This window comes from Ruegeria sp. HKCCD7181 (genome assembly GCF_057221055.1).
This window is the reverse complement of the sequence record NZ_JBWVBC010000002.1, coordinates 382,424-406,914: the sequence shown is the minus strand read 5'-3', so window position 1 is coordinate 406,914 and position 24,491 is coordinate 382,424. Positions and strand designations below refer to the sequence as shown.

Here is a 24,491-nt window from a genome sequence, read left to right as displayed (position 1 = left end):
CTATGCCAACCTGGCCAACCTCGCTTTCTTTTTCGCCGCTTGTACCTAGTTATCAAGGACAGCCAACGGATGCCGTCTTGCGCACATCGATGGACGCAGGTCCGGATAAAACCCGCCGACGTTTCACGGCTGTACCAAAGAATATGAGATTCACATTGCCACTAATGACGGTGGCAGAGTTCGACCTGTTCGTAACATTCTTTGAAACGGATTTGGAGCATGGGGCGCTGTCTTTCACAGCCGATCATCCTCTGACCGGGATCCAAGGCAACTACCGGTTCACTGCGCCATACCAGGAAAGCCTGAAAGGGCAGGGTGTATCGGTTCAGGTTGAAGTGGAACTTCTGCCATGAGGTCCAATCTGACCACCCAAATGCTGACCGCCATGCACGCGCAAGAAACCGGCGAAGTGGTTTTGCCTCTGGTGACGTTGTCTCAGACCGGTTGGGCCTCGCCTATCCGCATTGTGCCCAACACGGTTGCGATCACGCATCTGGGCAATGACTTTCTGCCGCTGGCATTTGAAATCTCGTTGCCGGATGAAGAGGCCGAAGGCGTGCCAATCATCAACTGGCAGGCAGACAATGTGGATCGCAGTCTGGTTGCGGCGTTGCGAACTGTTCAGGGCGTGGTGCAGGCGTCAATTGTCTGGGTGCTAGCCTCTGATCCGGACACGGTTCAGATCGGGCCGCTGGATGCCGAAATGCGAGCCAGCCAATACAATGCGCAAACGATCCGGGGGACGATGGGAATTGAACCCATTCTGGACGCCCAATTCGGGTCAATGGTCATGAACCCCAAGAACACACCAGCCCTGTTCTAATGCACTGGTCCGATGCCTGGGTTGGCCTGCCTTACCAAGAGTTGGGGCGGGGACCGGACAGCTATGACTGTCTTGGGTTCTTCATGGCGCTTCAACGGCAGAGATACGGGCGCGTGCTGCAATACCCGATCTGTTCAATGAGCGAGGCCGCGCGATCCGGACTTGCTGCACAGGTGCGCCCGCAATGGCGACCGGTCGAGGTGGCGCACGAAGGCTGTGCCGTTCTGTGGAAAGTGCGCGGATTTTCAGTGCATGTCGGCTTCGCTCTGGACGCGCGGCGCATGCTGCATGTCTCGGGTGAAGTGGGGGAAAGCGTGATTGAGGATTTCACCGCTATGGGCTGGGGCGGAAGATTGGAGGGTATCTATGAATTCCGCGGCTGATTGTTTTGAGGTCGCGGCTTTCGACCATCCGTTTGTTGGCCGTCCGAAAACGTCGGAGGTCCATCAAGGCGCAACGATTGCCGAGATTGTCGCCGCGCAGGGCATAGAAAGTCATCTGTTGCCGACTGTTCAGGTTGTGTTGAGTCGTGGTGTCAATTCTTCCGTGGTTCCGCTGGACCAGTGGGCGCGCGTTCGTCCGAAAGCGGGTTGCCATGTTTTGATCGGGCCGCGTGTACATGGGCCTTTGGTGGGGGCGCTGGCGAGCTTGGCGCTTGCACCTGCTGCGGGGTATGTGGCCAGTACCGTGTTTGGCCTGTCAGGGCTGGCCTATGCCGGGGTTTATGCGGCTATAACTATCGTGGGATCGCTGCTGATCTCGGCGCTGATACCTCCGCCCAGCACGCCGGAGCGGGCGCAGGACAACCCCAACTACACGATTACCGGTTCGTCCAACGCGGAAAACCCTTATGGCGTCTATCCAACCGTTCTGGGGCGTCACCATATGTATCCGCCCAAAACCGCCAAAGGTTTCACCTCGGGCGAGGGCGACACGATCTACTACCATGGGCGCTATACATTCGGTTACGGGCCGGTTGCGTTGGAAAGCCTGCGCATCGGCACCACGCCCATCACCGAGTTTCAGGATGTAGAGCTGGAATTCCTGAATGTGAACCGCGCCGAAACCTTGGCAAAAATGCCTGAACTAGCATCTAAGGTCAGAGGTTGGCGGTATGGCTCGCAGGCTATGCAGCTATACCCCGATGATGTGGCCGAGGATGTCTATTCGGTACTGTTGAACCCGCGCGAAAACGTCGTTCGTCAGACGCAAGATCGGGCGATTTCGGCCACTGTCGATGTTACCTTTCAGGGGTTGATCTACATCGACAATAAAGGTCGGCGGCATGAATTTGGTGTGACGGTCGGCTTTCGGTATCGAAAGGTGGGCGCAACGAATTGGGTCAACATCGGGCACCGCAGGTACTACGGCAAAACCGATTCCACAAAAAGGTTCACTCAGAACATCACGTTCCCTGAAATGGGAACATATGAGATAGAGGTCACCCGGATTTCAGGCGACTCGCAGTGGTGGCGCGGCATCGTCAAGGAAGACGTGTATTTGACCGCTATACGCACGGTGCAGACGGGCAAGGTGCCCAGTCATCCGGATATCTCGGAAGTGGCTGTGCGTATTCGGGCAACCGAGCAGCTGAATGGACCGCTGGATAGCCTGAACGGTATCGTCCAGCAAATGGCGTCGGTCTGGACGGGAAGTGGCTGGACGGCGCTTCAACCTGTCAGGCATCCTGCGTGGGTCTATGCGCGTGCCCTGACCGGGCCGATGCTGGCCAATGCCGTTGCCCCGGCGCGGTTGCAGCCGGACGATCTGTTGGCGTGGGCAACGCAAGAGCCGCACTGGACCTGTGATGCAGTTATTGACCAAGCGACGACCTGCGCCGAAGTTCTGGACCTGATCTGTGCGGCCGGTCGGGCGCGGCGCACTCTGCGCGATCTGAAGTATTCCATTATCCGCGATGGTGGTGCGGGTCCGGTCGTGCAGCAATTCAGTCCACGCAACAGCTATGGTTTTGAAGCGTCGATCACCTTTCCGAAGGAAATCCATGGCTTCCGCATGCGGTTCATTTCAGAGGCGCTGGACTGGCAGCAAGACGAGCTGATTGTGTATGCCGATGGGTATCACGTGGGCAATGCCACCGAACTCGAAACGATGGACCTGCGCGGGGTTGTTCTGACCAAGGGTGAAAAGTCAGGCGGCAACGTTTGGCGTCTGGGTCGGTATCATCTGGCGCAGGCTAAGCTGCGACCGGAAGAATTTTCATGGTTCAGCGATCTTGACCACCTGCGCGTGCAGATGGGCGACAAGGTGCGACTGGTCCATGATGTCCCGATGATTGGCGTCGGGTCGGGCCGCATCAAGGCGATGACAGGAAGCGGCGTTCTGCTCGCTCTGACGCTGGATGAAGATATTTCGGTTGTCCCCGGAACGTATCGAATGATCATTCGGCGCGCGGATGGGTCCGAGTTGACTATTTCGGCGCAGCCGCCCAGCGGGGCTGGCGGGCAGTGGCTGGTTTCCGGAACACCTGACAGCGAAGGTGTGGCGGTTGGTGATCTGGTGTTGGTTGAGGAAACACAAGAAAGCCTTGAGGTGCTTGTCAGTTCGGTTCGCCACAAAGGCGATATGCAGGCGCAATTGACGGGTGTTCCAGCAGCGCCGGAAGTTCTGTTGGCTGATCAGGGGGCAATCCCTGACTATGTGCCCAATATCAGCAAGGTTGCCCCGCGTGAGAAATCTGCGCCCCCACCTCCGCAGCTCGTGGCCGAAGACTTCGAGTTTCAGGGCGATCCGGTACGCGCGACATGGGTTGGCGAAGTAGAGGCGCAGGATCAATTTGCCACGGCCAGTTTTGTTGCGGTGCTGACGGAAGTCTATTCTGGTGCGCGATTGGCGCGGGTGGAAACAGGCAATCCCAAGATTGAACTGCCCGTCCCAGATTTTGGTGAATACAAGGTTGAAGTGTATTCCAAGCGCTCAGGCGGGGAACTGTCTTCGCCGCTGGTGTTGGCGGTCACCTATGACACGTCATATGAAACTCCTGCGGATGTCGAAGGTTTCAAGATTCGCGTGCTTGGCGATCAGGCGTTTCTGGGTTGGGATATCGGCGCATCCAACGTTGCCTATTATCATGTTCGCCATTCACCTGATCCAACTGCTTCTTGGAATGAGGCGCTGGACGTTGAAACGGTGATCACTGGCAATTCGACAGTCGTGCCTGCGCTGGCTGGTGCGTACTTCATCAAAGCCGTTTCGGTGTTCGGTTTCTCGTCCACAAGCGCGATGATGGTGACGTCGAATACCCTGAACTTGGCGCATTTCAACGTTGTCCAGGCGGTTGCGGCTGAACCCGGTTTTGCTGGCACTTACGACCCGGCAATTACCCTTTGGCCGAACGGCCTGACGATGTATTCGGACTCTTCGGTTTACGACTGGCCCGACATCTTCGCAGTGGAGAATATCTTTACTGAAGGCGGCGTGCCCGAAGAAGCGTTCTATGAGTTTGGGCAAATCGTTGATCTGGGCGGGGTGTACACGTCCAGGGTATCAGGTGCGCTTCAGGGCTATGGCGACCTGACGATTGACTCAATCTTCAACTGGCCTGACCTGTTCGCTGTTTCGGATATCTTCGGCGGTATTGACGATCTGTGGCGTCTGACGTTGCAAATCGCGACGACAAATGACGATCCAAACGGATCGCCCACATGGTCCGGTTGGTCAGATTTGGTGATCGGGGATTATCAGGCGCGGGCTTATCGCTTCCGGGTGCGGTTTGCCACAGATGATCCGATGATCGCGGTCGTGCTGACTTCGGCCTCTGTCACCGTTGACATGCCGGATCGGGATGTAACCGGTGATGATATCGCATGTCCGGCAGGCGGTGTTCAGGTGGATTTCAATCCGCCCTTTATGGCAAAACCTGTTGTTCTGGCAAACGGGCAAAGCCTGCCGACCGGGGCTGTCACGCTTCAGACCAATGTGACCCAAAGCGGGTTTCATATCGCCTTTGAGGATTCCTTGGGAAATCCAATTGCGGCCACCTTCGACTATCACGCGGCAGGATATGGCCGCGATGTTTCCACACCTTAAGGAGTAGTTTATGGCGCGTTTAGATTCGCTGCCCATTGCAGCGCCATTCAGCGGCGCCAACTTGGCGCAGTATGTCAATGAACTGGTGGCGGCTGTTGTTTCTGGCCACCACGATGTGAACCTGCCGCAAGGCGCTGAAAAGGGTTTGATCCGGGCAAAGGACGATGGGTCGGGCGGCATTCAGATCACGCTCTATGACGGAACACTAGAGCATGAAATTGGCATATGGACAGCGGCGGCGGGTCTGAAGCTGACAGCTGCTCGGGGCGTGGCCATTGACGTGACCGCACCCGTCGGAATTTTGGCTTATGATGTGCCTGCCGGGGCTCGGGGATTTCGGCTTAAATTTGACACGTTCTTGCCTGTTATTGATGCCGCCACACTCAAGATACAGGTCGGCCAGAACGGTGCGAGCGGGGCCTTCATTACCAGCTCTGCTTATAGGTTTGTGGGCGTCAACTTCAATTCTTCAAGCACCAATAATTACGAGAATACCAGCACGTCCAGCATCCCGGTTTCCGGGGTGTCGTCCAATGCTGCCCCTGAACATAGAAAAGGGTACGGCGTATTGGAGGCTCAGGGTTTTAACAGCCCCGATGTGGCTCCCAACTTCATTGTGCACAGGTACTTCTACGATGAAGCGCTGCCCAACAGTGTGGGTAGCTCACTGTGGGCAAGAATGAACGGCGCATCTTTTGTGAACTGCAACGCTATCCGATTGTTCTGCGACACCGGCAACATCGCTGAACTCAAAGGAAACCTTGAGTGGGAGTATTAATATGGAAGCCCTTGTGAACGGCAAGTTGGTGACTTTGGACGCGCAGCAGGAACAGGAAATCCAAGACTTGTGGAATGAGAGCGCTGCGAATTCGTTGACGCTGAAACGAGCGGATGCGTCGTTGAGTCGTCGCGATTTCTGCAAAGGTCTAAAGGATGCCGGTATACTGCCGCCAGCAGAAGCCGCAGCAGCTGCACGGGGAGAGTGGCCCGCCACGTTTGCTTCCTTTACCAGCGGTATGACCGACGATCAGAAGGCCGACATAGAGATAGAATGGTCAGCGGCGACAACGATCCGATACAGCCACCAGACAATTCTAGATTTGGCGCTGATCGTAGCGGGTGGGGATCAGGCCCAAGCCACTGCTGTTCTTGATCAACTTTATGGAATTTCGTGATGATAAAATCACCGCCTTGGTGGGCGCATGCGGGGAATGTGAAGCGTTCCTGTGAAGACCTTGAGGCGGTCACAGATCCACATGAATACGAAACGGTTCTTGTGAATGCCAAGGCGCAAGCAATTGCTCTGGCCAGCAGCCTCGGGGTCACGGTAACGCCATGACCACCGCCATCATCGATCACGCGGATACTCTACTTGAGTTAGCGTCTGTCCCGTCGCGGCTCCTGAACGTACTGACCGGCGGCTCGGCTGACCTGACTTTTTCTGCTCGGTCCTACAAAGTTGACCTTTGGACGGTACCGGTCATCAACGCGATTTTCTTCTGGCAGGACAACCATTGCCAATGGGCATGAGAGAGAGAACTGGAGCGCTCGCGGGCCAACGTGGCGTGGGCTGAAAGGGTGAGGCGAAATGACAATGATTGAGAACAGCGAGCGCGGCATCACGATCACAAAGGGGCTTGCGTGGACTATAGTGAGCGGGTTGGTCGCGGCTGGTATTTGGCTGGGAATTCAGACCGCCACAGCAACAAGTGGCATCGCTCAGATACAAGACGGCTCTGACCGCAAGGAGGACAAGATCGAGAAGGTCGAAGCCCGGGTTCGCAGCCTCGAAATGGGTTCATCAGAGCGTAAGGCAGCCTTTGGGCACGTGACATCTGAGTTGAACGAAGTGCAGCAGCAGGTGCGCGAAAACAACCGCCTTCTGCGACAATTGCTGCAGCGTTCCCAGGCTGACTTCAACCGGTAACTGACACCCCAAAACTGAACCCAATCGCCCCGCCTGCGGGGTCTTTCACGTTGGAGATACAGCATGAAAACCGCATTTGATCTCGCAAAGAACGACCTTGGAACGTGGGAGTGGGGCAATGGCCACAACCCGAAGGTCCTGCAGTATTTCGAAGATGTGGGGCACAGATGGGTAAAAGACGATGAAACAGCGTGGTGCGCCGCTTTTGTTGGTTCAAAGCTGAAGCGGGCAGGGCTGCCCCATACCGGAAAGCTAAATGCGCGCTCCTATCTCGACTGGGGTAACCCGGTGGCTATGGAAGATGCGCGCCCTGGCGACGTTGTGGTTTTCTCTCGGGGCAATCCAAACGGTTGGCAGGGCCATGTCGCGTTCTTTGACAGGCAGACCAAAGACCACATTCACGTCCTTGGTGGCAACCAGCGGAATCAAGTGAACGTGACGGCTTATCCGAAATCTCGATTGCTGGGGATACGTCGCCTTCCGGACGTCCAACCTGTTCCAGAGCCTGAGTCCAAGAGCCTGGCGGCATTCTTCCAATCCATCTTTTCCGCTCTCTTCAAAAGGAGAACCTGACATGGGCCTGACAATCCGAATGGCACTTTACGCGATCTTTGCCGCGATGGCTGGCGAAGGTCTCATCTTGTTCGACGCAGAGGCTGGCACGATCACCATCAAGATTGATGATCTGGTCCTCTTTGGGTCCGGCGTTGTCGGCTACTTGGGGACTTTCGCAGTCGGTCGTTGGGCCAAGGCGCGTGGTGGCGCCACCTAATGCCTGCCTTCCTCGCAGCACTGCCTTTGCGCCGTCTCGCGCTTTGGGGTGGGGTTCTGGCTGCATTCGTCGCTCTGGTTCTCTGGCTGCGTCACGACGCGGTTGAAGATGAGCGCGCCAAGGCCAGCGAGCGGCGCATCGAGCACATCCTGAAAGCAAGGGAGAGACGTAATGAAGCCCGTGATCTTGGTGACGACGCTTTGCGCGATGAACTTCTTGACTTCGTGCGACCAGGTCCGAGGTAACGACGCGTTGTTCAAGGACGTGGCGCGCAAACCACCGCTGACAGAACACACCGTCAACTGGCTGGTCGACAACGACCGCTCGTTTGCCGAGTGGACTCTGGAAATGGCTCAGGCCTGCAAAGATCACGGGTGCCCGCAATGAGGGGTATTTTTACGCTTCTGTTGCTTCTCGGCGGCCCGGCTTTTGGGCAGATCTGCGCATTGCGGGATGAAGTGACCGCAAAATTGCAGAATGAGTATTCCGAAGAACTGCGATTCGGTGGCCTGCAAAAGACATGTGGTGCGCAAATGGTCATGGAGGTCTGGGCCTCGAAGGAAACCGGCACCTACACCGTCCTTGTCACGCACCCGAACGGGATCAGCTGCATCGTGGCTTCAGGCACTGACTTTTTCGAGGCCGCCGAGCGGACAGAGCCAGTAGGTGACCCTCTCTGAATTCCCCCGCGTCGGGGTGCGGCGCATTTCCACATAAAACGGAGCAGACAAATGGCTGCAAACCCTTGGTTCATGTACGACCAGGCTGCCCTAGCGCATGCAAACGGCAATATCGATTTCGACACCGACTCGTTCCGCATGGTTCTGGTCAGCGCGGTCTATACGCCCAATCAGGCTACAGACGACGCTTGGTCCGATATCTCGGCAAACGAAGTTGCTAACGGCAATGGCTATGCCACGCATGGCAAATCCCTGATCATGGCCACCAGCAACCCTTCGGCGCGTGTGACACAAATCGACTGTGATGACCAATCGTGGGCCGCTTCCACCATCACGGCCGCTTACGCCATCGTCGTCAAAGATGGCGATGCAAACGGCGCGCTGGCCGCGGGCGACATCCCGGTCTTCTGCTGTGAACTGGAAGACGGTGGGACCGTGTCGACCACCAACGGCACGTTGGCTGTGAACATCAACGCCAATGGCATTTATCGCATGACGCTCGCCGCAGCCGCCTAAGGCAGTGGCGTGACAAGACAGATGCAAGGGGGCGTGATCGATGCAGATTGACCTTCGCGCCCTCTTGCACGGCCATCGTTTGAGCATCCGGTCGTGAAATGACCATCACGCTTGAACAGGCCCTGCCAGTCGTAGCCGCCCGCACCAAGCGGCAAGAGATGGTGGACGCCCATTTCAACGGCGACCCAGAGGCGGCATTCACTGGCTTCACGGCAGCCGAGATCGCGGGGTTCACGACCCAGACCGCAACCAGCATGTCGGACTTGATGTCGAAGATTTCCGCTCTGGGAATCAACGATGAGGTCAAGATTGAACTGGCGTGGAACGGGACCAGCTCGACAGGCTCGACGGGTAATGGACCCGCGTCCGGATCACTGACGGCAAACGGCTCCGTTGATTGGGGATACAACCGGCCCGGTCAGAAGGTGTACATCACGCCTGCCAATGGGTTCTCGCCCATTTGTCAGGGCACGCAGGACACCGACAACGTCACCTTCATGGGCTTGAGCCGTCTGCATATCGACGGAGTGACGTTCCAGGATACGGAAGTGAAGATCGATCGGTCTGCCAGCTATCCCGCGCTGACGATGACGGCAGTGACAATCTGCACTTTCAACGGCTCCGGCCCTCAAGGTGGGTATGCGCTGAGGTCACTATCAGCCCGTCTCCTGCACGTTGCCGGAAACAAGTTCGACGGCTGTTCAGGCAACATCAACCAGCGCTGGAACTATGCCCGGATTTGGAACAACGAGTTCGTCAATTCCGAAGACAACGACATTGTCGGCAACCGGCAATACGACCAAAGCTATATGTCCGGCTGGAAAAGCAGCACATGGATCGCGGGCAACACCCTGCACAACGTCAGCGGCAACAATCCCGGTTCGGGAAACCACTGCGACTTCTTCCAGTTTGGACACCTGAATGATGGTCATGATGGATATTCGCAGCTCATCGAATTCAATGTGGTTCACTTCAACCGCCCAGCCGACGCCTACAAGTCCCAGGGTGTCGCCGCGTTTAGCTACGATGGTGACGGGGAATGGCTGGTTCACAACAACATCATTCTTGTCGCCGGATACTGGGGTATCCTAATCAGGGATGGGAACGACAACGCCGACAAGTTCATCATCAAGAACACTGTCAGCCGCACGGGGCACGGCGGAGACCAGAACACCTACCAGGCTGTTATCGGCGCAAAGGTATCGACTGGTTCTGGTTCTCTTCTCATCGAGGATAATTACTTTGCCATCGGGCACCTTCCGACTGGTGTATCGGAGTCCAGCAATACAAACAGCGGCACCATTGCCGACGATAACGTCGATTGTGATGCGCGCTCATCGGCACCGGCCGCAGACGCCCCCGAGACACTGTTCAAGGGGACGAACTGGAGCACGAACGGCTCTGGCTGGAACACCTTTGACACGGGCGAAACCGGGCTTGGCCTTGTCGCCGCAAAGCAAGCCATTGTGGACTTCTTCGAGCCCGAGGCAGGGTGGGGTGTAGACGCAGGGCCTGAAGACCCGGCGCAGTGGCCGACGGATTACCAGAACTTTTCCGGTGGAACGGGCGATGCAACAGCCGCACCAGCGGTTGCCAGCATTTCCGGACAGGGATTTGCCCCAACGATAACAGCGGATGCGAGCGGAGGAGGCGGCGGCGTGGCAACTCCAACACGTGTGGGCGGTGAGAAGATCCTAACCGGGATCGATGCCAACGAAGCGACGGTTCAATACAACGTTCAGGACACGGCTAACCTTATAGTTGCCCGGATTGCATTCGAAACCAACGGATCAATTCCGGCCGTCTTTGACGAAATTTCCTTTGGCGGCACGGCCATGGCTCAGCAGGCAGCGGCCAGCAACTCGCGGACGCAATCTGTCACCGCGTATCTCAAACCGACCGCGACAGGCTTGCAAACATTTGTGTTCAGGCTGGCAAACAGCGAGACCTTCCGGGGAATATCCGTCGAGCTGGAAGAGTATTCCACACCGGACAACACAACGCCTGTGGAGGCGGAACAGCCCAGCACCGGCGGGAATGGGTCCACATCGGCATCCGTTTCGGTGACGACACTGACCGATGAAGCCCTTGTACTTGGGGTAATGGCCTATCAGGGCGGCGATATCAGCAATGTTGTCGCAACATCCGGGACGCTTGACTTTCCAGCGCGATCATCAGGCGCCAGTGGGTTTCAGGATGTTTCCGCGGTGTTCATGTCAGATGTGCAGGCCACCGCAGGCGCAACAACGCTGGCCTTCGATTTTTCCCCATCCGGACGTTACACGTTTTCGGGCATCGCCCTGAAGCCTGGCGCAGCGGCCAGCGCGGACGCAACCGTCAATCCGGGTGCCGGGTCTGCCTCGGGGCTCGGGTTCGCCCCGGTGGTTGCCATCGATCACGCCGCCTTACCGGGTTCTGGTAGTGTGGCGGGTCAGGGGCTTGCTCCTACGATCACAGCGGCCGCCAACGCAACCGCAGCGCCGGGAACTGGTTCTGCAGCGTTGCAGGGCTCCATACCTACGGTTTCGGCTTCCGTGGCCACGAACCCCGCAAATGGTGCTGTAAACGGGCAGGGCAGCGCACCAGACGTCACAGCAAACGTGAACGCGGACCCAGCAACAGGATCACTCAGCGCGACCGGTTTCGCTCCGCAGGTATCAACCGATGCGAACGCGACGGCTCAACCGCAAACGGGTTCGGCATCCGCTGTTGGGTTTGCGCCGGCTGTCACGGGTGGATCGAGCGCAACGGCTCAACCAGGTGCTGGTGCGGCAACAGGGCAGGGCGCAGCACCTCAGGTCACCGCCAACGCCAACGCAGCCCCGGACACTGGTACAGGCACCGCACAGGGCTTTGCGCCAGACGTTTCCGCTGCAAACGGTGTGATTGCCTTTCCCGGCACAGGCTCGGCCAGCTCAACAGGGTTCGCACCTGATGTATCCGCAGGGGTGTCGGTTGCCATTTCTATCCCGGCGGGCAGCGCAGGCGCGCAAGGCGCAATTCCATCGATCGCCGCGTCTTGCGTCGTGTTGGTTCCTGCGGGCAGCGCCACGGCGGCTGGTTTTGCGCCATCGATCTCCCTGCTCGGTGCTGATTTCAGCACCCCGGCCGAGCGGACAATTTCCATCCCGGCAGAAGACAGAACACTAAGGATTGCACTATGAATAAACTGATCAAAGATCCGGTCGCCGTGCTGGACTACAAGTTCGACTGGTCGGATTGGCTGGCCACGAATGGCGACACACTCACGGATCATGAGATCACTTCCGGGCTGACAGTTGTGTCAGAGTCCCGAACAGCAACCGAAGTCATCGCATGGGTGTCTGGCGGGGTTGTTGGTGAAGAGTACGAAATTGATTGCCGGATCACGACCGCAGCGGGACGTCAGGACAGCCGTAAGATCATATTGCTTTGCATGGATCGGTAACCTGAATGGACGCTAGGTCAGACTTCGATAGGTTCTTCCGGTGGGTTCTTATCCTCGGTGTTATCTATTTGGTCTCGTATGCCGCCGGATGGTTCATCGGGGCTTTCCTCGGTCTCGGGTACTGGCTCATTTTTCTTTAGCCATTCGATTACTTCATAAACCGGATGATCTCCGCTAAGTTTCTCTATTAGATCGAGGACGCCATTCACGCCGTTTATGGTACCAAGTGTCAGTCCTCCGGCAACTGCTAGAAATCTAAAGTTGAGGACTTTTGCTAGCCAAGAAACGGCTTCCTTCGGGTTCTCTGTTTGATACGCTGCCTCAGCAAGTTCTTTGACTTTTGGGTCAATCTCTTCGGCCACCCGTAGAACGCTATCCTGGCCCTTCTTTTCGACGGTGCGTTCAAATCTTCTCGCCTGTTGTCTCGTAACGGGAATGTCAGCCAGTTGTTCCAACGAACGTCGCTGGAAAACGGCAAATGCCATTGTGGCCCTAGAACTATTCCCAGGAATCCTCTGGATCACACCGCTATGTGAGATCGTGTTTTGAGTTTCGGCGATGCCACCGCATTTCGGGCAGGATTCTGAATTGCCCTCCATGAGTAGTTCCGATCCGGTTGGAGGGTTAACGTGGGCGATGCCGACCATGACAGATTTGAAGACGTGTCCGCAATCGTGGCAATAAGCTATGGTCATAATCGGCTCTAAGGTACTTTCAGAAAATGGCTTTAGAATCGGTAGGATGCTCGCAATCTTGGCGGCCCTTCAGTTCGGAGTCCATCCATTTGCCAGATCACACTTCCCGGCGCCGGGGTACAGGCGCGTTTTCTCAATATGAAAGGGCCGCGATAGCCGAATATTGTTGCATCCCAAACATTCCGACCTTTTACTCAGCCCGGCCCGTGTGGTCGGGCTTTTTTCGTTTGATGGCTTCCAGATCATTGGGTCCGCGATCAGGTCATCAAGGCGACCGGATCAGGCACACGAAGGCCAAAATAGGAAGAGGCTAAAATTGACCGAAGAAACACGTGAACAGATCGAGCAAAGGATTACGGACGCTAGGTTGGCGCATCAAAAGAGGACTGAATTCCTTGATTTTGCCAATCAATCCGCTCTTGACCTAACCTCACATGCAATAAAGGCGTTTCTTCTCATAAACGGCGGTGCGGCAGTCGCAATGCTGGGGTTTGTCGCAACAGTTTCGGGAAACAGGGCGGCGATGCAGTTGGACGTACCAGAGATTGTACAAGCATTGGTCTGGTTTGCATGGGGCGTTGGCTCGGCCGCTCTGTGCGCAGGGCTGGCGTATTGCGTGATGTATATTCAGGCGATCGAGGCCAGCAAGGCTCAATACATATGGGAGCATCCATATGTCGTCGACAAGCCCTCTGCAAAGTGGTGGCTATTCTTGCACAGCTTTATCCATGTGGTCGCAGTAGCGGCAGCGGTCGGCTCTCTCGTTTGCTTTGCTTTGGGAGTTAGGAACGTGGCGAGTGCCATCCTGACAGTTGTGTAGATAACCAGTAGGAGTTTGATGTGACGAGACCTATAGATCCGAAGGACGCGCCGAAAGATGGGTCGCTAGTTCTTTTCTACGTGATCGACGGCGATAGAGAAAACATGGTGCCAGCTAGATTTGATGCTGAACTATCAGAGTGGACTACAAAGGACGGTCGTAACTTTGATGTGGGAACAGCTAACGCTGCGCAAGTCATCGAAGACGGTTCACAATAAGGAGTAAGACAGCAGTGGTTTGGGGTTTCGTGCTTGGAGTGATTGTCGCTTGGGCAGTTGATCCGTCAGACCATGTTAAGAGCATTTGCAGGGCGCTGTTTACGGCGCTCCTCCTGCTCACCGTACTTGATATGGCGTTGATGCGAGGAACCTTTATTTTCGGTCCGGCCACTAATATTTTGTTTTTTGGAGATCTAGACGGCACTTTTTGGAGGTGTGAAGATTGGCAGACAGAGCCCGAAGGGCACTACTGCGCTGATTAACAATAAGGAGTTCAATATGTTTGTTATTGCTGTGATTTTGAAAGATGACCAAGTGATCAAGCGAGTTCAGCTACCTGTATCGGGTGACGGAATTGACATCTCGTCTCTGCAAGATGAGATGAACCGCATTCGAAGAGAAGGTGTGGAAGTTTTTGACCGAATCTCTGCAACGTTCATTTCGTCGTTGGAGTGAAGTTGTCATGAGCTAAAGCGATGGTTCAACCTATTGCAGATTGAAGGATTTTACTAATGGGTTTTTTTGAACTTGCTGCGCGATGGAGGTTTGTATTTTTGGCTCTGACCATAGCGGCAATCGTGCTGCTCCTTTCTTTGTCATTTCTTCGTGGAGAGCAAATTGTTGCCCCATCAGGGCCGCCTTCGACAATTGAGATCATCACAGAGATTTCTGCAGCTCTTTTGCCTTTGCTGAGCGCTGCCCTTTCCGTGTTGGGTTTTGTATCCCAGTTCTACTTTAATAGACGAGCGGACAGGCGAGAGGAGAGAAAGCTTCAGATTGAAGAGGCTAAGTCGACTTTTAAATCAGTAGACGACGAATAGGAGGGACGGATGTCTGCTCTGCGGACTAAGCAGACCTTCACCCCAAACTCGATTTCCGGTTGCTGGGGCTCAAATGAGTTTGATCTAGGCTGGAAGCTTGAATACTCTCTTAAACCTCTTATCCGCATCCAAGTCCTCAACTTTCTTTGCGACATTCCGCCATTCTGACCATTCTTTACCAGCTGAATGATATTTTACCGCGATAGTTCGAAAATTCGCGTAAGCAGCAAGGTATCGCTTGTTTCTCTTGGAGAGCTCTGGCTCTAACTCCATGAACTCTTTAGCTGTTTCGTATTGGCTCAGGGCTTTTTCTAAGTCTCCAGAAAACAATTCGATGTCTGCGAGCAATAAGTTGAAGCCGACTGATTGGGGTGCGCGCGCAATCAATTGATTAACGATTACTTTCGCTTGGACGAAGTCACCTTTCCGAGCGAGTTCTTGCGCCCTGAACACTCTAAAACTGTTGAATAGTTTCATTCAGATTAGGTCTCACTGTTTCTCGACGTAGTTTAGCATCCAGCCTCGCTCCAATCAAAGCGGTTACACTTTGGGCTCGTAGCGGACATTCGAAGTTAACAATAAGGAGGTACGGATGTCTGCTCTGCGGACATAGCCGCCGTTCGAGGCGCTGAACTTATTGCGATGAGCAAACTAAGTCTGTTCGAATAACCACTCGGTCGCCCCAGTAAGTTATTTTGGGGGTTAGACAGATGTGCAACTCGAACCAGCAGTCCTCCAAACCTATCTCAGGCATCGCCCATGCGAATCCGGAGAACTTAAACTCGGGACCGTTCTGTTCTTTCACTTCGACAGGCCAAGACTCTGTTTTTTCACCATAAATCACATCAACGGAGTTTTGTCTTAATTGCTTCGCTGTTAGTGTGTAGTTGCCATTGGGGAAATCAAACTTCAAAGTATGATTTCCAATCTCAGCGATGTCATCATCGTCAAAACGGTGCCATTTCTTCATGTCGTGACTATGTTGAAGTGAGGTGCAATCAGCAAGCTCAATCCAGTACGAACTGGTTGAGTAAATTGGGCTCAGACCGGTCATCTGACGGTTTCAGTAGGTCATCAGGTCGGTTCAGACGGCATCAAGGTCGGCCTAGCGGACGAAGTCGCCTTTCGCAGTAGTGCGGTACGCCAAGAGAAAAGCAACGCTATAGTTTGCAGCGCATCGCAGCTCGCACTTCGCCGACAAAAAAGAAGTATGTCTGTTCAAAATGAAGCGAATAAGTCAAAATTTCTTCCGGTTTTCGAATCGCTGAACGCAAAACTCTACTGGCTTCTTTACTCGTCCTTCCATTTTCGAAAGAAATGATCTGAGCGTTTGGAAACAGATTGATTGCGTCGACAATGCCACTTTCTGTTACAATTGGTTGCGATCCAGATACGTTTATGACCTCACCATCAAAATCTAATTCTACGCATGACTCGTGGTTTGTTTTTATTATTGATGTGATCGGCGCTGAATATACTTGTCCAGGGTATTCCAATCCTACCAAAAGTTCATTGCCCGGTTCCAGATCATCAACAGCGCAGAGGCTGCCATCCGCACGAACCACCTTAGTTCCCGAAGCTAGACATTCATATCCCTGACCCGGGAGCGGAAACCAACTTTCTAAATCAAGTTCACATAGCCTTTGAGCGCGCGTCTGTGTGCTGGTACGGACGGTAAATGCTCGCTTGGCGCCACCTTTGGTGCACTCGAAATGATAATTCGAGTCTCCATTGATTCCGGTCATGTCCTTTTTCTGGAAAGCGCAAGGCATAGAAATCCTCCGAACTAAGCTGTAATAAGTTAACATTTACTTGTTTCAGATAAAGTGTTTCGGCGGTTCGGTCCACTAGTCTTATTAGAGTGATGCCGAGACAGTTAACACAACCAAAACAGAGCGCTAGGTTTGGGCTCAAAGCGGATAATTGAAGTTCAACAAAAAGGAGCCTTGTCGCGCGCACCTGACTGACCCTTATCGCGGCATGACCAACTGGCCCAACCGAATCCCCTTCGATCTCCACAAAGAACTAGAATCCCGCCCGGTGACGGACTGGGAAGCAGCTTTACGCGTCTGGGCTAAAGCCCACGGGCTGAAACTCAAGATCCAATGGTATCCGCAGCTACAACGGACAGTAGCCGATCTGCATTCACGTAGGTACACCGCCAAACCGCAAGACCATTGGGCGGCAATAAAGGAATGGCTGGAGCGCAAGGATGTACCGGCACCGGACAATCTCCCACGGTGGCCGGAGCAGGAATCAATGCATCGGCATTAAGGCTAAAAATCAGTTGTTTGTGCCGCGAAGTGGAACCACTTTGGCGTTTACGCCCGTCACAAAGTCCGCCCACTTCTGCATGGCAATCCGGCGCAGGTCGAGCAAGTCCGAACGCGCATAAGCGCGCTCCGTTTTCCCACCGATTTTGTGGTTCAGAATGGTTTCGGAGACTTCCCAAGAACAAGCCTCTGTCTCTTGAACCCATGTTTTGAAGCTGGCTCGGAATCCATGTGGGGTTCCGCCCGCTTTCATTTCTCGCAGACACTTTTCTACAGCGGCGTCAGTGATAGGTTTCTTCCCTGTTTTGCCTGGGAACAAGAAGTGCTGACCAAGTTCTTGAGCACTGACGATGAAATCGGCCGCCTGGATGGGTAGGGGGACGCGAAAGTCCGTCACTTTCCCCTCGAGACCTTTGATACGTTCACTCGGCACGGTCCATACATCCCCATCGAACTCTGGCAGTGCGGCCTGCTTCGCTGCATCGATCCGGACAAGGGTCAGAATAATCCATTGATTGCACCGGCCTGCCGTGGTGCCTCCGAGGGTATTATACAGCGCAGGGATATCTCGCCAGTGCACCGAAGGCATGGGTGTGGTTTCATGGTTCACTACACCCAGCATCTCTTGGGCCGCGTCCACCGTCTCTGTGTCTGTTGGGAAACCCATCAGGCGCGCAGACCTGAGAACGATTCGGATGCGTTGGATCGTCTTCTCGGCAGTTGGATGCTTGTCGCGCCATATCGGGCGAAGAGCGTCAACGATATCCCATTTACTCACCTTAGACCCGGCTTTCTTGCCGAATGCAGGGATTGCGTAAAGATCGATCGGACTCCGCCATCGCCCACGCGTCCCTTGACCGCGCAGGCTTTCTTTGCGCGCCTCGAACACTAGGTCGACAAGTTCAGCGAATGTCGGGTCATCCCGGTCTCGTTCCGCCACTTCTGCGGCCTGTTGTTGACGCCGGGTTTCAATAGGGTCGTTGCCAGCTGCAAGAACGGCGGCCCATTGGTCTCTTATCTTGCGAGCCTCGGACAAGGATACAACAGGCCACTGTCCCAACCCCATCTCCCTGCGCTTACCAAGGTGCGAATACCGATAGATCCACTTGCCGGACCCGTCTTTCTTTCTGAGGATCAGCCCCGCTCCGTCCTGTAGCTTTCCGTCGCCTGCATTCTTGATTTGGACTTGCGTGAGCGCGTTCTTCATCCTGGTCCCCCATCTGGTCCCCCACTTGGTCGCTTGCTGTCGATGATTGTCGTTAGACAGTATTAGACAGCCGACTCATAGGTTATTGGGAAAAAGAACGAATTTTTTAGCGTTGGTCAACGCTCATGGTCAGAAGTTTGGGGCGTCTCGACCGCACCAATATCCTGAAATTGTTGGAATCCCTCTTTTCTCAGCTAAGGCGCGCGCCTTTTGGGTCGAAGCGATACGTGCGGTCCGGGGTATATCCAAAGCGAATGGGTTGGCCTGTATTCACCTGATGCTGACCGAACAGCCGCGCCGTAATTTGATGGTCTTGCATCATCGCGACAACATTGGTGTCACCGCCCAGGTGTTCGACATGAGTGACATTCGCGGTGATGGGACCTTCATCTGACAAAAACAGATCCTCGGGGCGGATTCCCATTGTTGTGTCCGCTCCATCGCCCAGTAGGCTGGCAGGGAAGAAATTCATTGATGGCGCGCCAAGGAATCCGGCGACGAACTGATTGGCGGGGTTGTTGTAAAGTTCCATCGGGCTGCCGACTTGCTCGACGTGGCCGTCGCGCAAAACGACGATCTTGTCTGCCAGTGTCATTGCTTCGGTCTGGTCATGCGTTACGTAAATCATCGAGGCATCGAGTTGCTGGTGCAAATTGGCGATCTCGAGCCGGGTGTTCATGCGCAATGCCGCGTCGAGATTGGACAGCGGTTCGTCAAAGAGAAACAGCTTGGGTTCGCGCACGATGGCGCGACCGATTGCGACGCGCTGACGCTGGCCGCCGGACAGCTCGGACGGGTAGCGGTCGATGTAGGGTTCAAGGTTCAGCATCTTGCTGGCCTTGGTGACCCGTTCTTCGATCACCTGTTTGCTCTGACCTTCCTGCTTGAGCGCAAGTGACATATTCTTGCGCACGTTCAAATGGGGATAGAGCGCGTAGCTTTGGAACACCATCGCAATCCCGCGCTTGGAGGGCGGGGTGAGGTTCATTAGCTCGCCGCCAATACGCACCTCACCCGAGGTGACATCCTCGAGCCCGGCAATGACGCGGAGCAGGGTGGACTTGCCGCAGCCCGAAGGGCCTACAAAGACCACGAACTCTCCTTCATCCACTTCGATGTTAATGTCTTTGAGAACCTCAACGGTGCCAAAGGATTTACTCACGTTATGAAGGGTCAGGGCAGTCATAAGGTCGTCTCTTTCAGCGAAATGGGCTGGCCGGTACGGATACTCTCATCAGCGGCCAGACATATGGCAAGGGATTGGACGGCGTCATTCATGTGACGGGTCAGGTCGATATCTTCGGCAATGGCGCGCAGCATATAGGCCTGCTCGGCATCGCAGAGGTCTTGATGGCCGGGCTCGTCGGGCATGTCGATCAGCCGATCGCCATCAGGGCGGTGGACAAGGATGCCGCCGACCTTGGTGTGGCCATCGATATCCGCCGATGCGCCTTTGTTGCCGTCAGTGATAGAAACCGACCCGTTGGGTGATACGATATCTTTCACGAAGAACGCTGTTTCGGACATCATCGGGCCCCAGCCAGCCTCATACCAGCCGACTGATCCGTCCTCGAAAACAACCTGAAACTGGCCGTAATTATACATGTCCGAGGCAATCTCGTCGCTCAGGCGCAGGCCCATGCCGTGGACGCGCACCGGATCGGAATCGGTGATCTGGCACATCACGTCGACATAGTGGACGCCGCAATCGACGATGGGTGAGGTGGTCTGCATCAGCGCTTTGTGAGTCTCCCATTCGGCGCCGCTGCTTTGCTGGTTCAGGTTCAGACGGAAGACATAGGGGCCACCCAGATCGCGTGCCTCGGCTATCAGACGCATCCATGAGGGGTGGTGGCGCAGAATGTACCCGATAACCAATTTCCGGTTGGCCTCTTTGGCTTTTGCCGCGACGCGCTGGGCGTCTGCGACGGTGGTCGCCAGTGGCTTTTCCACGAAGACATGAGCGCCGGCCTCCATCGCCGCGCATGCATAGTCTGCATGGCTGTCGGAATAGGTTGCGACAACCACCAGATCGGGTTGAGTTTCAAGGCCTTCCTCAAAGGTCTTGAAGTATGGGTAAGCTTGTAGTTCGGGCGGCAAATCGATGACAGACCGATTGATCAGCCCGACGATCTCTGCATCCGGATTTCTGTGTAAAGCCAGCGCGTGGCTTAACCCCATGTTGCCGAGGCCTGCAATGATGACTCGGGTCATTTGACGGCTCCTGATGTGATGCCTCGGATCAGTTGACGCGAGAAGATGACATAAAGAACCAGCACCGGAAGGATCGCCATGCTGAGCGCCGACAGAACCGCGTTCCAGTCGGTAACGAACTGACCGATGAAAACCTGGCTGCCCAGCGTAAGTGTCTTGGTTTCCTCAGACGGGGCCAGTATCAGCGGGAACCACAGGTCGTTCCACATCGGGATCATGTTGAACACAGCCACTGTCGCCATGGCAGGGCGAACCAACGGCAGAACCAGACGAAAGAAGATCGTGTATTCAGACAAGCCGTCCACACGTCCGGCATTTTTCAGGTCGTCGGATACCTGGCGCATGAACTCCGACAGGATGAATACCGCCAACGGCAGACCTTGTGCCGTGTAAACGAGGATCAGAGCCCACAGCGTGTTGACCAACCCTGTCGCCACCATCAGCTCAAGAATGGCGACGGTGCCGATGCGGATCGGGATCATGATGCCAAGCGCCAGGTACAGCCCCATCAAGGTATTGCCCTTGAACCGATATTCGCTGAGGGCAAAGGCGGCCATTGCGCCGAACAACAGGATGAAGGTCAGCGACACGACGGTGACGATCAGCGAGTTCTGGAAATAGAGGAAGAAATCTCCCTGCTTCATAACGGTTTGGTATCCGATCAGAGAAAAGCTCTCGGCATCGGGCAGGGCGAGCGGTTCGCGAAAGATGGCGCGACGGGTCTTGAAACTGTTGATGATGATGACGAAGACCGGGAACAAAGCGATCAGCGTGTAGATGATCAGCGCCCCGTGCATCGCAGCGGTGTTTAGCGGGTTTGTACGAGCTTGGTTCATTTGCCGATCCTCACAATTGATACCGGCGCATCCGGGTCTGGATGCCGAACAGGTAGATACAAACACCCACGAGGATGATAGCGAACATGGCGCCGGCGATGGCCGAGCCCATATGCGGGTCGCCCAGTTGCAACTGGAAGCCAAAGAAGGTGCGGTACATGAATGTGCCTAGAATATCGGTCGAGAAATCTGGCCCCGCCAGCGCACCTTGCGACACATAGATCAGGTCGAACGCGTTGAAGTTACCTACGAAAGTCAGGATCGAGATGATGCCGATCGAAGGCAGGATCAGAGGCAGTTTGATTTTCCAGAAGGCCGAAGTTCCGGTGATGCCGTCGATTTCTCCGGCCTCAAGGATTTCTTCGGGGATCGATAAAAGGGCGGCATAGATCAGCATCATCGGGATGCCGACGAATTGCCAGACCGAGACCAGCGCCAGCGTGGTCAGCGCGTATTCTTCCTTGCCCAGCCACGGCGCAAACAGAGATTTCAAACCAACCGCGTCCAGCATCGAAGGCGCGATGCCCCAAAGAGGTGAAAGGATCAGTTTCCAGGCAAAGCCCACAATCACAAAGCTAAGGATCGTCGGGATAAATATTGCAGACCTATAAAGTGCTGCAAACCGCAGGCGAGGGTGCGACAGGATCGCGGCCAGAGCGACGCCGATGGGGTTCTGAACCAGCATGTGAACGAGAAAGAACCAGAAGTTGTTGCCCAGAGCATTCCAGAATTGCTCGGACCAGATCGGGTCGAAGAACAGCGTGCGGAAATTCTGCAGCCCGACATAGATGCGGGTCTGATCAATCTCTGTGAACAGTGCAAGGCGCAGGGTGTTAAAAAGGGGGAAGATCATCACCGCCGTGTAAACCAGCACAGCGGGTGCCAGGAATACGGCGATATGCCATCTGATGCGGCGGGTCTGCATGGGAAACTCCGGGGAAAGGTGCCGGACGCGACGCGGGCGCGCGTCCGGGAATTGTACAGTCAGATCTTACTGATGCGGCGCGTACCAGCTGGCCAGACCGTCCTGAAGCTGCTGACCCAGTGCTTCGGGTGTTTCGGCGCCCTTGATTGCGGCAACGGATGCGCCCCAGGTCTCGTTTTCCAGGTTCGGCGTGCCGCGTGACAGGATTTGGTAGGTCGACCGGATCGTGCTTTCACATTCATCACGCCAACCGACGATTTCCTTGGCCAGCGGATCTTCCAATTCGACCGGAGTGCTGGAGAGCGGGAAGAAGCCGGGCAGGGCGTTGCCAAAGATGCTGGCGAATTCCGGGCTTGCGACCCATGCCAGGAAAGTACGTGCGGCTTCCTGGTTTTCGCTGGCGGCATTCATGCCAATGCCAATATCGGTGTGGTCCGAAATGTAGCAGGTATCGCCAGCATTCTGAACCGGCGGCTTGAAAGCGCCCATTTCAAAATCGGCCTGCGTGTTGAAGCCTGATATTTCCCAGCTGCCCGCCGGATAAACTGCGGCGCGACCCAGCGTGAACAGGTTCTGGCTGTCTGGATAGGTTTGTGCCTCGTACCCGTCGCCCAGATAGGGCCCCCATTTAGCTAGCGTTGCATAAGGCGCAACCCACTGGGGATCGGTCAGTTTCTGTTCGCCCTTGATCAGCGCCAGACGGCCTTCCTCGCCCTTCCAGTAGTTCGGCCCGATGTTGTTATATCCCATGGTGGCGGCTTCCCACTGGTCGTTGGTGCCCATGGCCATCGGGATATAGGTGCCGTCTTCCTTGATCTTTTCCAGTGCAGCAAAGAACTCGGCCTCAGTAGTCGGGACTTCGATACCCAGCTCGTTGAACGCGTCCTTGTTGTAGATGAACCCGTGGATCACCGATGCCATAGGCACGCAGAAACTGGCCGAGGCATCATCGGTTTGCCACGCGGATTTGGCGACGTCCGAGAAATTGTTCATGGCGTCCAGATCGGACAGGTCGGTCAGGTGGCCCGCTTCATACAGTGCAAGCGAGGCGTCGAAGGGACGGCAGGTGATCAGATCGCCCGCCGATCCGGCCTCGAGCTTGGAGTTCAGTACGGCGTTGTATTCGGCCGGGGCCGAGGGGGAAAAGACCACCTTAATGCCGGGATGCTCGGCTTCGAAGGCCGGAATGATCTTGTCCTGCCACAGAGCCAGATCATCATTGCGCCAGCTTTCGATGGTCAGGGTGGCGTCTTGGGCATAGGCGCCACTGGCAACGAGCGCGGTGCTCAGCAAGGCCAGACTTAGAACTTTGCGTGTCATTTGGTTTCTCCCAGGTTGATAGTTTCAATGTTTTTATTCAGTCGTTCCAATGCGGGGCGAAGGTGGTTGTTGGACTCTCGCAGCAGTGTTTGTGCAGTTTCAAGCGACCCGGCGCCCGCAGCCAGCAGGGCGGCGCATTTGAGGTTGCCGTCGGCCTCGGCCAGCGCCGTTTCCGCGCGTTCGGGCGTGGAATCCGTCAGCCGACACACGATCCCGGTTGCGCGGGCTCGCAATTTGTCGTTGTCGGCGCGCAGGTTGATCATCATGCCGTCCTGAATATGACCCAGTTCCACTGCCATCAGTGTCGAGAGCATGTTCAGCGCAATTTTTTGCGCAGTCCCCGCACCCATGCGGGTCGAGCCGGAAATGAGTTCGGGCGGTGTCGACAACAGGACCGCGTGATCTGCCAGTTGCAGCAACTGCGATTCTGAATTGTTGGCAATCCCGATCACGGTCGCCCCCATGTTTCGAGCGATCTTGGCGGCAGCTATCGTATAAGGTGTTGTCCCGCTGGCCGAGACGGCAATCATTGTGTCCTTACGGGACAGGTCGGCCAGTTCCATCTCCAGTGTGTCCGAGGTATCTTCGGCATCGCCGGGCATCTCTGACCCTGTGGGCAGGCCACCAGCCATGTGAATGCGAATTTGGTTCGCCTGAATAGAGAATGTTCCGCCCAACTCCAGCGCGTCCGACGCTGCCATAAGGCCCGAAGATCCCGCTGCAAGGTAATGCAAAACACCGCCGGATCGAATTGTGCTGGCCATGGCCTGCGCGCCTGCGCAAATCTGATCGATCACGCCCAGCGGGGCTTTGGATGCCTCGGCCTGTGATTGCCCCAGCAGTGCGGCGACATCATGCAGAGGCCGGGCGTCCAGTCCGATGGCGTCCTGATGCAACTGTTCCGTCACTGGCGTGATCACGTGATTCTCCCTCCCTAGGCTTCTGGCATCATACCTTTTAGATACCATTA

General features: G+C 55.5%; 30 protein-coding genes. 19 read left to right on the top strand and 11 right to left on the bottom strand.

Annotated elements, in window-relative coordinates; genetic code table 11:
* Positions 1–155 precede the first annotated feature (155 nt).
* From AC2TCY_RS05440 to AC2TCY_RS05365, 16 genes are all read left to right on the top strand, one after another.
* Complete coding sequence (locus AC2TCY_RS05440) at positions 156–353, top strand: hypothetical protein (RefSeq protein WP_480846020.1); 198 nt, start codon at positions 156–158, stop codon at positions 351–353.
* Complete coding sequence (locus AC2TCY_RS05435) at positions 350–823, top strand: DUF1833 family protein (RefSeq protein ID WP_480846019.1); 474 nt, start codon at positions 350–352, stop codon at positions 821–823. The genes AC2TCY_RS05440 and AC2TCY_RS05435 overlap by 4 nt, the downstream gene beginning before the upstream one ends.
* Positions 823–1,206 carry an NlpC/P60 family protein gene (locus AC2TCY_RS05430; RefSeq protein WP_480846018.1) on the top strand — a complete coding sequence of 128 codons (384 nt, stop codon included), beginning with the start codon at positions 823–825 and terminating at the stop codon, positions 1,204–1,206. The genes AC2TCY_RS05435 and AC2TCY_RS05430 overlap by 1 nt, the downstream gene beginning before the upstream one ends.
* Entirely contained in the window at positions 1,190–4,870 is a 3,681-nt protein-coding gene (locus AC2TCY_RS05425) for a host specificity factor TipJ family phage tail protein (RefSeq protein WP_480846017.1), read from the top strand. Before AC2TCY_RS05430 ends, AC2TCY_RS05425 begins: the two co-directional genes overlap by 17 nt.
* Before the next feature lie 10 nt (positions 4,871–4,880).
* On the top strand, positions 4,881–5,648 hold the full coding sequence (locus AC2TCY_RS05420) for a hypothetical protein (RefSeq protein WP_480846015.1): 768 nt from the start codon (positions 4,881–4,883) through the stop codon (positions 5,646–5,648).
* A gap of 1 nt (position 5,649) precedes the next feature.
* Positions 5,650–6,045, top strand: a complete 396-nt coding sequence (locus AC2TCY_RS05415) for a hypothetical protein (RefSeq protein WP_480846014.1) — start codon at positions 5,650–5,652, stop codon at positions 6,043–6,045.
* Positions 6,045–6,209, top strand: a complete 165-nt coding sequence (locus AC2TCY_RS05410) for a hypothetical protein (RefSeq protein WP_480846013.1) — start codon at positions 6,045–6,047, stop codon at positions 6,207–6,209. The genes AC2TCY_RS05415 and AC2TCY_RS05410 overlap by 1 nt, the downstream gene beginning before the upstream one ends.
* The gene (locus tag AC2TCY_RS05405; protein ID WP_480846012.1) at positions 6,206–6,400 is read left to right on the top strand and encodes a hypothetical protein; all 195 of its coding nucleotides are present in this window, start codon (positions 6,206–6,208) and stop codon (positions 6,398–6,400) included. Before AC2TCY_RS05410 ends, AC2TCY_RS05405 begins: the two co-directional genes overlap by 4 nt.
* A gap of 58 nt (positions 6,401–6,458) precedes the next feature.
* The gene (locus AC2TCY_RS05400; protein ID WP_480846010.1) at positions 6,459–6,797 is read left to right on the top strand and encodes a hypothetical protein; all 339 of its coding nucleotides are present in this window, start codon (positions 6,459–6,461) and stop codon (positions 6,795–6,797) included.
* A gap of 63 nt (positions 6,798–6,860) precedes the next feature.
* Positions 6,861–7,370 (top strand): TIGR02594 family protein, encoded by a 510-nt coding sequence (locus AC2TCY_RS05395; protein ID WP_480846009.1) that lies wholly within the window; start codon positions 6,861–6,863, stop codon positions 7,368–7,370.
* A gap of 1 nt (position 7,371) precedes the next feature.
* Entirely contained in the window at positions 7,372–7,569 is a 198-nt protein-coding gene (locus AC2TCY_RS05390; protein WP_480846008.1) for a hypothetical protein, read from the top strand.
* A gap of 171 nt (positions 7,570–7,740) precedes the next feature.
* Positions 7,741–7,956 carry a hypothetical protein gene (locus tag AC2TCY_RS05385; RefSeq protein ID WP_480846007.1) on the top strand — a complete coding sequence of 72 codons (216 nt, stop codon included), beginning with the start codon at positions 7,741–7,743 and terminating at the stop codon, positions 7,954–7,956.
* Positions 7,953–8,249 carry a hypothetical protein gene (locus tag AC2TCY_RS05380; RefSeq protein WP_480846005.1) on the top strand — a complete coding sequence of 99 codons (297 nt, stop codon included), beginning with the start codon at positions 7,953–7,955 and terminating at the stop codon, positions 8,247–8,249. The genes AC2TCY_RS05385 and AC2TCY_RS05380 overlap by 4 nt, the downstream gene beginning before the upstream one ends.
* Positions 8,250–8,300: 51 nt before the next feature.
* Positions 8,301–8,765 carry a hypothetical protein gene (locus AC2TCY_RS05375; RefSeq protein WP_480846004.1) on the top strand — a complete coding sequence of 155 codons (465 nt, stop codon included), beginning with the start codon at positions 8,301–8,303 and terminating at the stop codon, positions 8,763–8,765.
* A gap of 98 nt (positions 8,766–8,863) precedes the next feature.
* The gene (locus AC2TCY_RS05370; RefSeq protein WP_480846003.1) at positions 8,864–11,929 is read left to right on the top strand and encodes a hypothetical protein; all 3,066 of its coding nucleotides are present in this window, start codon (positions 8,864–8,866) and stop codon (positions 11,927–11,929) included.
* Entirely contained in the window at positions 11,926–12,192 is a 267-nt protein-coding gene (locus AC2TCY_RS05365) for a phage fiber-tail adaptor protein (RefSeq protein ID WP_480846002.1), read from the top strand. The genes AC2TCY_RS05370 and AC2TCY_RS05365 overlap by 4 nt, the downstream gene beginning before the upstream one ends.
* Positions 12,193–12,209: 17 nt before the next feature.
* Here AC2TCY_RS05365 and AC2TCY_RS05360 read toward each other — a convergent pair whose 3' ends face one another.
* Positions 12,210–12,887, bottom strand: a complete 678-nt coding sequence (locus tag AC2TCY_RS05360) for a hypothetical protein (RefSeq protein WP_480846001.1) — start codon at positions 12,885–12,887, stop codon at positions 12,210–12,212.
* Positions 12,888–13,203: 316 nt separating this feature from the next.
* On the opposite strand from AC2TCY_RS05360, the gene AC2TCY_RS05355 reads away from it, so the two are divergent.
* From AC2TCY_RS05355 to AC2TCY_RS05345, 3 genes are all read left to right on the top strand, one after another.
* Positions 13,204–13,707, top strand: a complete 504-nt coding sequence (locus AC2TCY_RS05355; RefSeq protein WP_480846000.1) for a hypothetical protein — start codon at positions 13,204–13,206, stop codon at positions 13,705–13,707.
* 497 nt (positions 13,708–14,204) lie between these two features.
* The gene (locus tag AC2TCY_RS05350) at positions 14,205–14,381 is read left to right on the top strand and encodes a hypothetical protein (protein WP_480845999.1); all 177 of its coding nucleotides are present in this window, start codon (positions 14,205–14,207) and stop codon (positions 14,379–14,381) included.
* 56 nt (positions 14,382–14,437) lie between these two features.
* Positions 14,438–14,746, top strand: coding sequence for a hypothetical protein (locus AC2TCY_RS05345; RefSeq protein ID WP_480845998.1), 309 nt, complete (start codon positions 14,438–14,440; stop codon positions 14,744–14,746).
* An 84-nt stretch (positions 14,747–14,830) separates the two neighbouring features.
* Here the strand turns inward: AC2TCY_RS05345 and AC2TCY_RS05340 are convergent, their stop codons facing one another.
* The 10 genes from AC2TCY_RS05340 to AC2TCY_RS05295 all read right to left on the bottom strand — a co-directional run bounded on the left by AC2TCY_RS05340 (position 14,831) and on the right by AC2TCY_RS05295 (position 24,441).
* On the bottom strand, positions 14,831–15,223 hold the full coding sequence (locus tag AC2TCY_RS05340) for a tetratricopeptide repeat protein (protein WP_480845996.1): 393 nt from the start codon (positions 15,221–15,223) through the stop codon (positions 14,831–14,833).
* 157 nt (positions 15,224–15,380) lie between these two features.
* Positions 15,381–15,800 carry a hypothetical protein gene (locus AC2TCY_RS05335; RefSeq protein WP_480845995.1) on the bottom strand — a complete coding sequence of 140 codons (420 nt, stop codon included), beginning with the start codon at positions 15,798–15,800 and terminating at the stop codon, positions 15,381–15,383.
* A gap of 106 nt (positions 15,801–15,906) precedes the next feature.
* A complete protein-coding gene (locus AC2TCY_RS05330) occupies positions 15,907–16,491 on the bottom strand; it encodes a hypothetical protein (RefSeq protein ID WP_480845993.1) in 585 nt (194 codons plus the stop codon).
* A 538-nt stretch (positions 16,492–17,029) separates the two neighbouring features.
* Entirely contained in the window at positions 17,030–18,226 is a 1,197-nt protein-coding gene (locus AC2TCY_RS05325) for a tyrosine-type recombinase/integrase (RefSeq protein ID WP_480845992.1), read from the bottom strand.
* 190 nt (positions 18,227–18,416) lie between these two features.
* The gene (locus AC2TCY_RS05320; RefSeq protein ID WP_480845990.1) at positions 18,417–19,412 is read right to left on the bottom strand and encodes an ABC transporter ATP-binding protein; all 996 of its coding nucleotides are present in this window, start codon (positions 19,410–19,412) and stop codon (positions 18,417–18,419) included.
* Positions 19,409–20,440 carry a Gfo/Idh/MocA family protein gene (locus AC2TCY_RS05315; protein ID WP_480845989.1) on the bottom strand — a complete coding sequence of 344 codons (1,032 nt, stop codon included), beginning with the start codon at positions 20,438–20,440 and terminating at the stop codon, positions 19,409–19,411. Before AC2TCY_RS05315 ends, AC2TCY_RS05320 begins: the two co-directional genes overlap by 4 nt.
* Positions 20,437–21,276: a carbohydrate ABC transporter permease gene (locus AC2TCY_RS05310; RefSeq protein WP_480845988.1), complete on the bottom strand. Its 840-nt coding sequence runs from the start codon at positions 21,274–21,276 to the stop codon at positions 20,437–20,439. The genes AC2TCY_RS05315 and AC2TCY_RS05310 overlap by 4 nt, the downstream gene beginning before the upstream one ends.
* A gap of 10 nt (positions 21,277–21,286) precedes the next feature.
* Positions 21,287–22,201 (bottom strand): carbohydrate ABC transporter permease, encoded by a 915-nt coding sequence (locus AC2TCY_RS05305; protein WP_480845987.1) that lies wholly within the window; start codon positions 22,199–22,201, stop codon positions 21,287–21,289.
* Between the two features lie 66 nt (positions 22,202–22,267).
* Positions 22,268–23,521, bottom strand: a complete 1,254-nt coding sequence (locus AC2TCY_RS05300; RefSeq protein ID WP_480845986.1) for an ABC transporter substrate-binding protein — start codon at positions 23,519–23,521, stop codon at positions 22,268–22,270.
* Entirely contained in the window at positions 23,518–24,441 is a 924-nt protein-coding gene (locus AC2TCY_RS05295; RefSeq protein WP_480845985.1) for an N-acetylmuramic acid 6-phosphate etherase, read from the bottom strand. Before AC2TCY_RS05295 ends, AC2TCY_RS05300 begins: the two co-directional genes overlap by 4 nt.
* Positions 24,442–24,491 lie beyond the last annotated feature (50 nt).

Coding starts and splice junctions, on each gene's coding strand:
- AC2TCY_RS05325 (WP_480845992.1), bottom strand. CDS start 18,226: ATGAAGAACGCGCTCACGCAAGTCCAAATCAAGAATGCAGGCGACGGA.
- AC2TCY_RS05335 (WP_480845995.1), bottom strand. CDS start 15,800: ATGACCGGTCTGAGCCCAATTTACTCAACCAGTTCGTACTGGATTGAG.
- AC2TCY_RS05385 (WP_480846007.1), top strand. CDS start 7,741: ATGAAGCCCGTGATCTTGGTGACGACGCTTTGCGCGATGAACTTCTTG.
- AC2TCY_RS05425 (WP_480846017.1), top strand. CDS start 1,190: ATGAATTCCGCGGCTGATTGTTTTGAGGTCGCGGCTTTCGACCATCCG.
- AC2TCY_RS05410 (WP_480846013.1), top strand. CDS start 6,045: ATGATAAAATCACCGCCTTGGTGGGCGCATGCGGGGAATGTGAAGCGT.
- AC2TCY_RS05390 (WP_480846008.1), top strand. CDS start 7,372: ATGGGCCTGACAATCCGAATGGCACTTTACGCGATCTTTGCCGCGATG.
- AC2TCY_RS05430 (WP_480846018.1), top strand. CDS start 823: ATGCACTGGTCCGATGCCTGGGTTGGCCTGCCTTACCAAGAGTTGGGG.
- AC2TCY_RS05300 (WP_480845986.1), bottom strand. CDS start 23,521: ATGACACGCAAAGTTCTAAGTCTGGCCTTGCTGAGCACCGCGCTCGTT.
- AC2TCY_RS05435 (WP_480846019.1), top strand. CDS start 350: ATGAGGTCCAATCTGACCACCCAAATGCTGACCGCCATGCACGCGCAA.
- AC2TCY_RS05375 (WP_480846004.1), top strand. CDS start 8,301: ATGGCTGCAAACCCTTGGTTCATGTACGACCAGGCTGCCCTAGCGCAT.
- AC2TCY_RS05380 (WP_480846005.1), top strand. CDS start 7,953: ATGAGGGGTATTTTTACGCTTCTGTTGCTTCTCGGCGGCCCGGCTTTT.
- AC2TCY_RS05360 (WP_480846001.1), bottom strand. CDS start 12,887: ATGACCATAGCTTATTGCCACGATTGCGGACACGTCTTCAAATCTGTC.
- AC2TCY_RS05400 (WP_480846010.1), top strand. CDS start 6,459: ATGACAATGATTGAGAACAGCGAGCGCGGCATCACGATCACAAAGGGG.
- AC2TCY_RS05320 (WP_480845990.1), bottom strand. CDS start 19,412: ATGACTGCCCTGACCCTTCATAACGTGAGTAAATCCTTTGGCACCGTT.
- AC2TCY_RS05345 (WP_480845998.1), top strand. CDS start 14,438: ATGGGTTTTTTTGAACTTGCTGCGCGATGGAGGTTTGTATTTTTGGCT.
- AC2TCY_RS05350 (WP_480845999.1), top strand. CDS start 14,205: ATGTTTGTTATTGCTGTGATTTTGAAAGATGACCAAGTGATCAAGCGA.
- AC2TCY_RS05310 (WP_480845988.1), bottom strand. CDS start 21,276: ATGAACCAAGCTCGTACAAACCCGCTAAACACCGCTGCGATGCACGGG.
- AC2TCY_RS05340 (WP_480845996.1), bottom strand. CDS start 15,223: ATGAAACTATTCAACAGTTTTAGAGTGTTCAGGGCGCAAGAACTCGCT.
- AC2TCY_RS05405 (WP_480846012.1), top strand. CDS start 6,206: ATGACCACCGCCATCATCGATCACGCGGATACTCTACTTGAGTTAGCG.
- AC2TCY_RS05370 (WP_480846003.1), top strand. CDS start 8,864: ATGACCATCACGCTTGAACAGGCCCTGCCAGTCGTAGCCGCCCGCACC.
- AC2TCY_RS05420 (WP_480846015.1), top strand. CDS start 4,881: ATGGCGCGTTTAGATTCGCTGCCCATTGCAGCGCCATTCAGCGGCGCC.
- AC2TCY_RS05315 (WP_480845989.1), bottom strand. CDS start 20,440: ATGACCCGAGTCATCATTGCAGGCCTCGGCAACATGGGGTTAAGCCAC.
- AC2TCY_RS05305 (WP_480845987.1), bottom strand. CDS start 22,201: ATGCAGACCCGCCGCATCAGATGGCATATCGCCGTATTCCTGGCACCC.
- AC2TCY_RS05395 (WP_480846009.1), top strand. CDS start 6,861: ATGAAAACCGCATTTGATCTCGCAAAGAACGACCTTGGAACGTGGGAG.
- AC2TCY_RS05415 (WP_480846014.1), top strand. CDS start 5,650: ATGGAAGCCCTTGTGAACGGCAAGTTGGTGACTTTGGACGCGCAGCAG.
- AC2TCY_RS05330 (WP_480845993.1), bottom strand. CDS start 16,491: ATGACCGGAATCAATGGAGACTCGAATTATCATTTCGAGTGCACCAAA.
- AC2TCY_RS05365 (WP_480846002.1), top strand. CDS start 11,926: ATGAATAAACTGATCAAAGATCCGGTCGCCGTGCTGGACTACAAGTTC.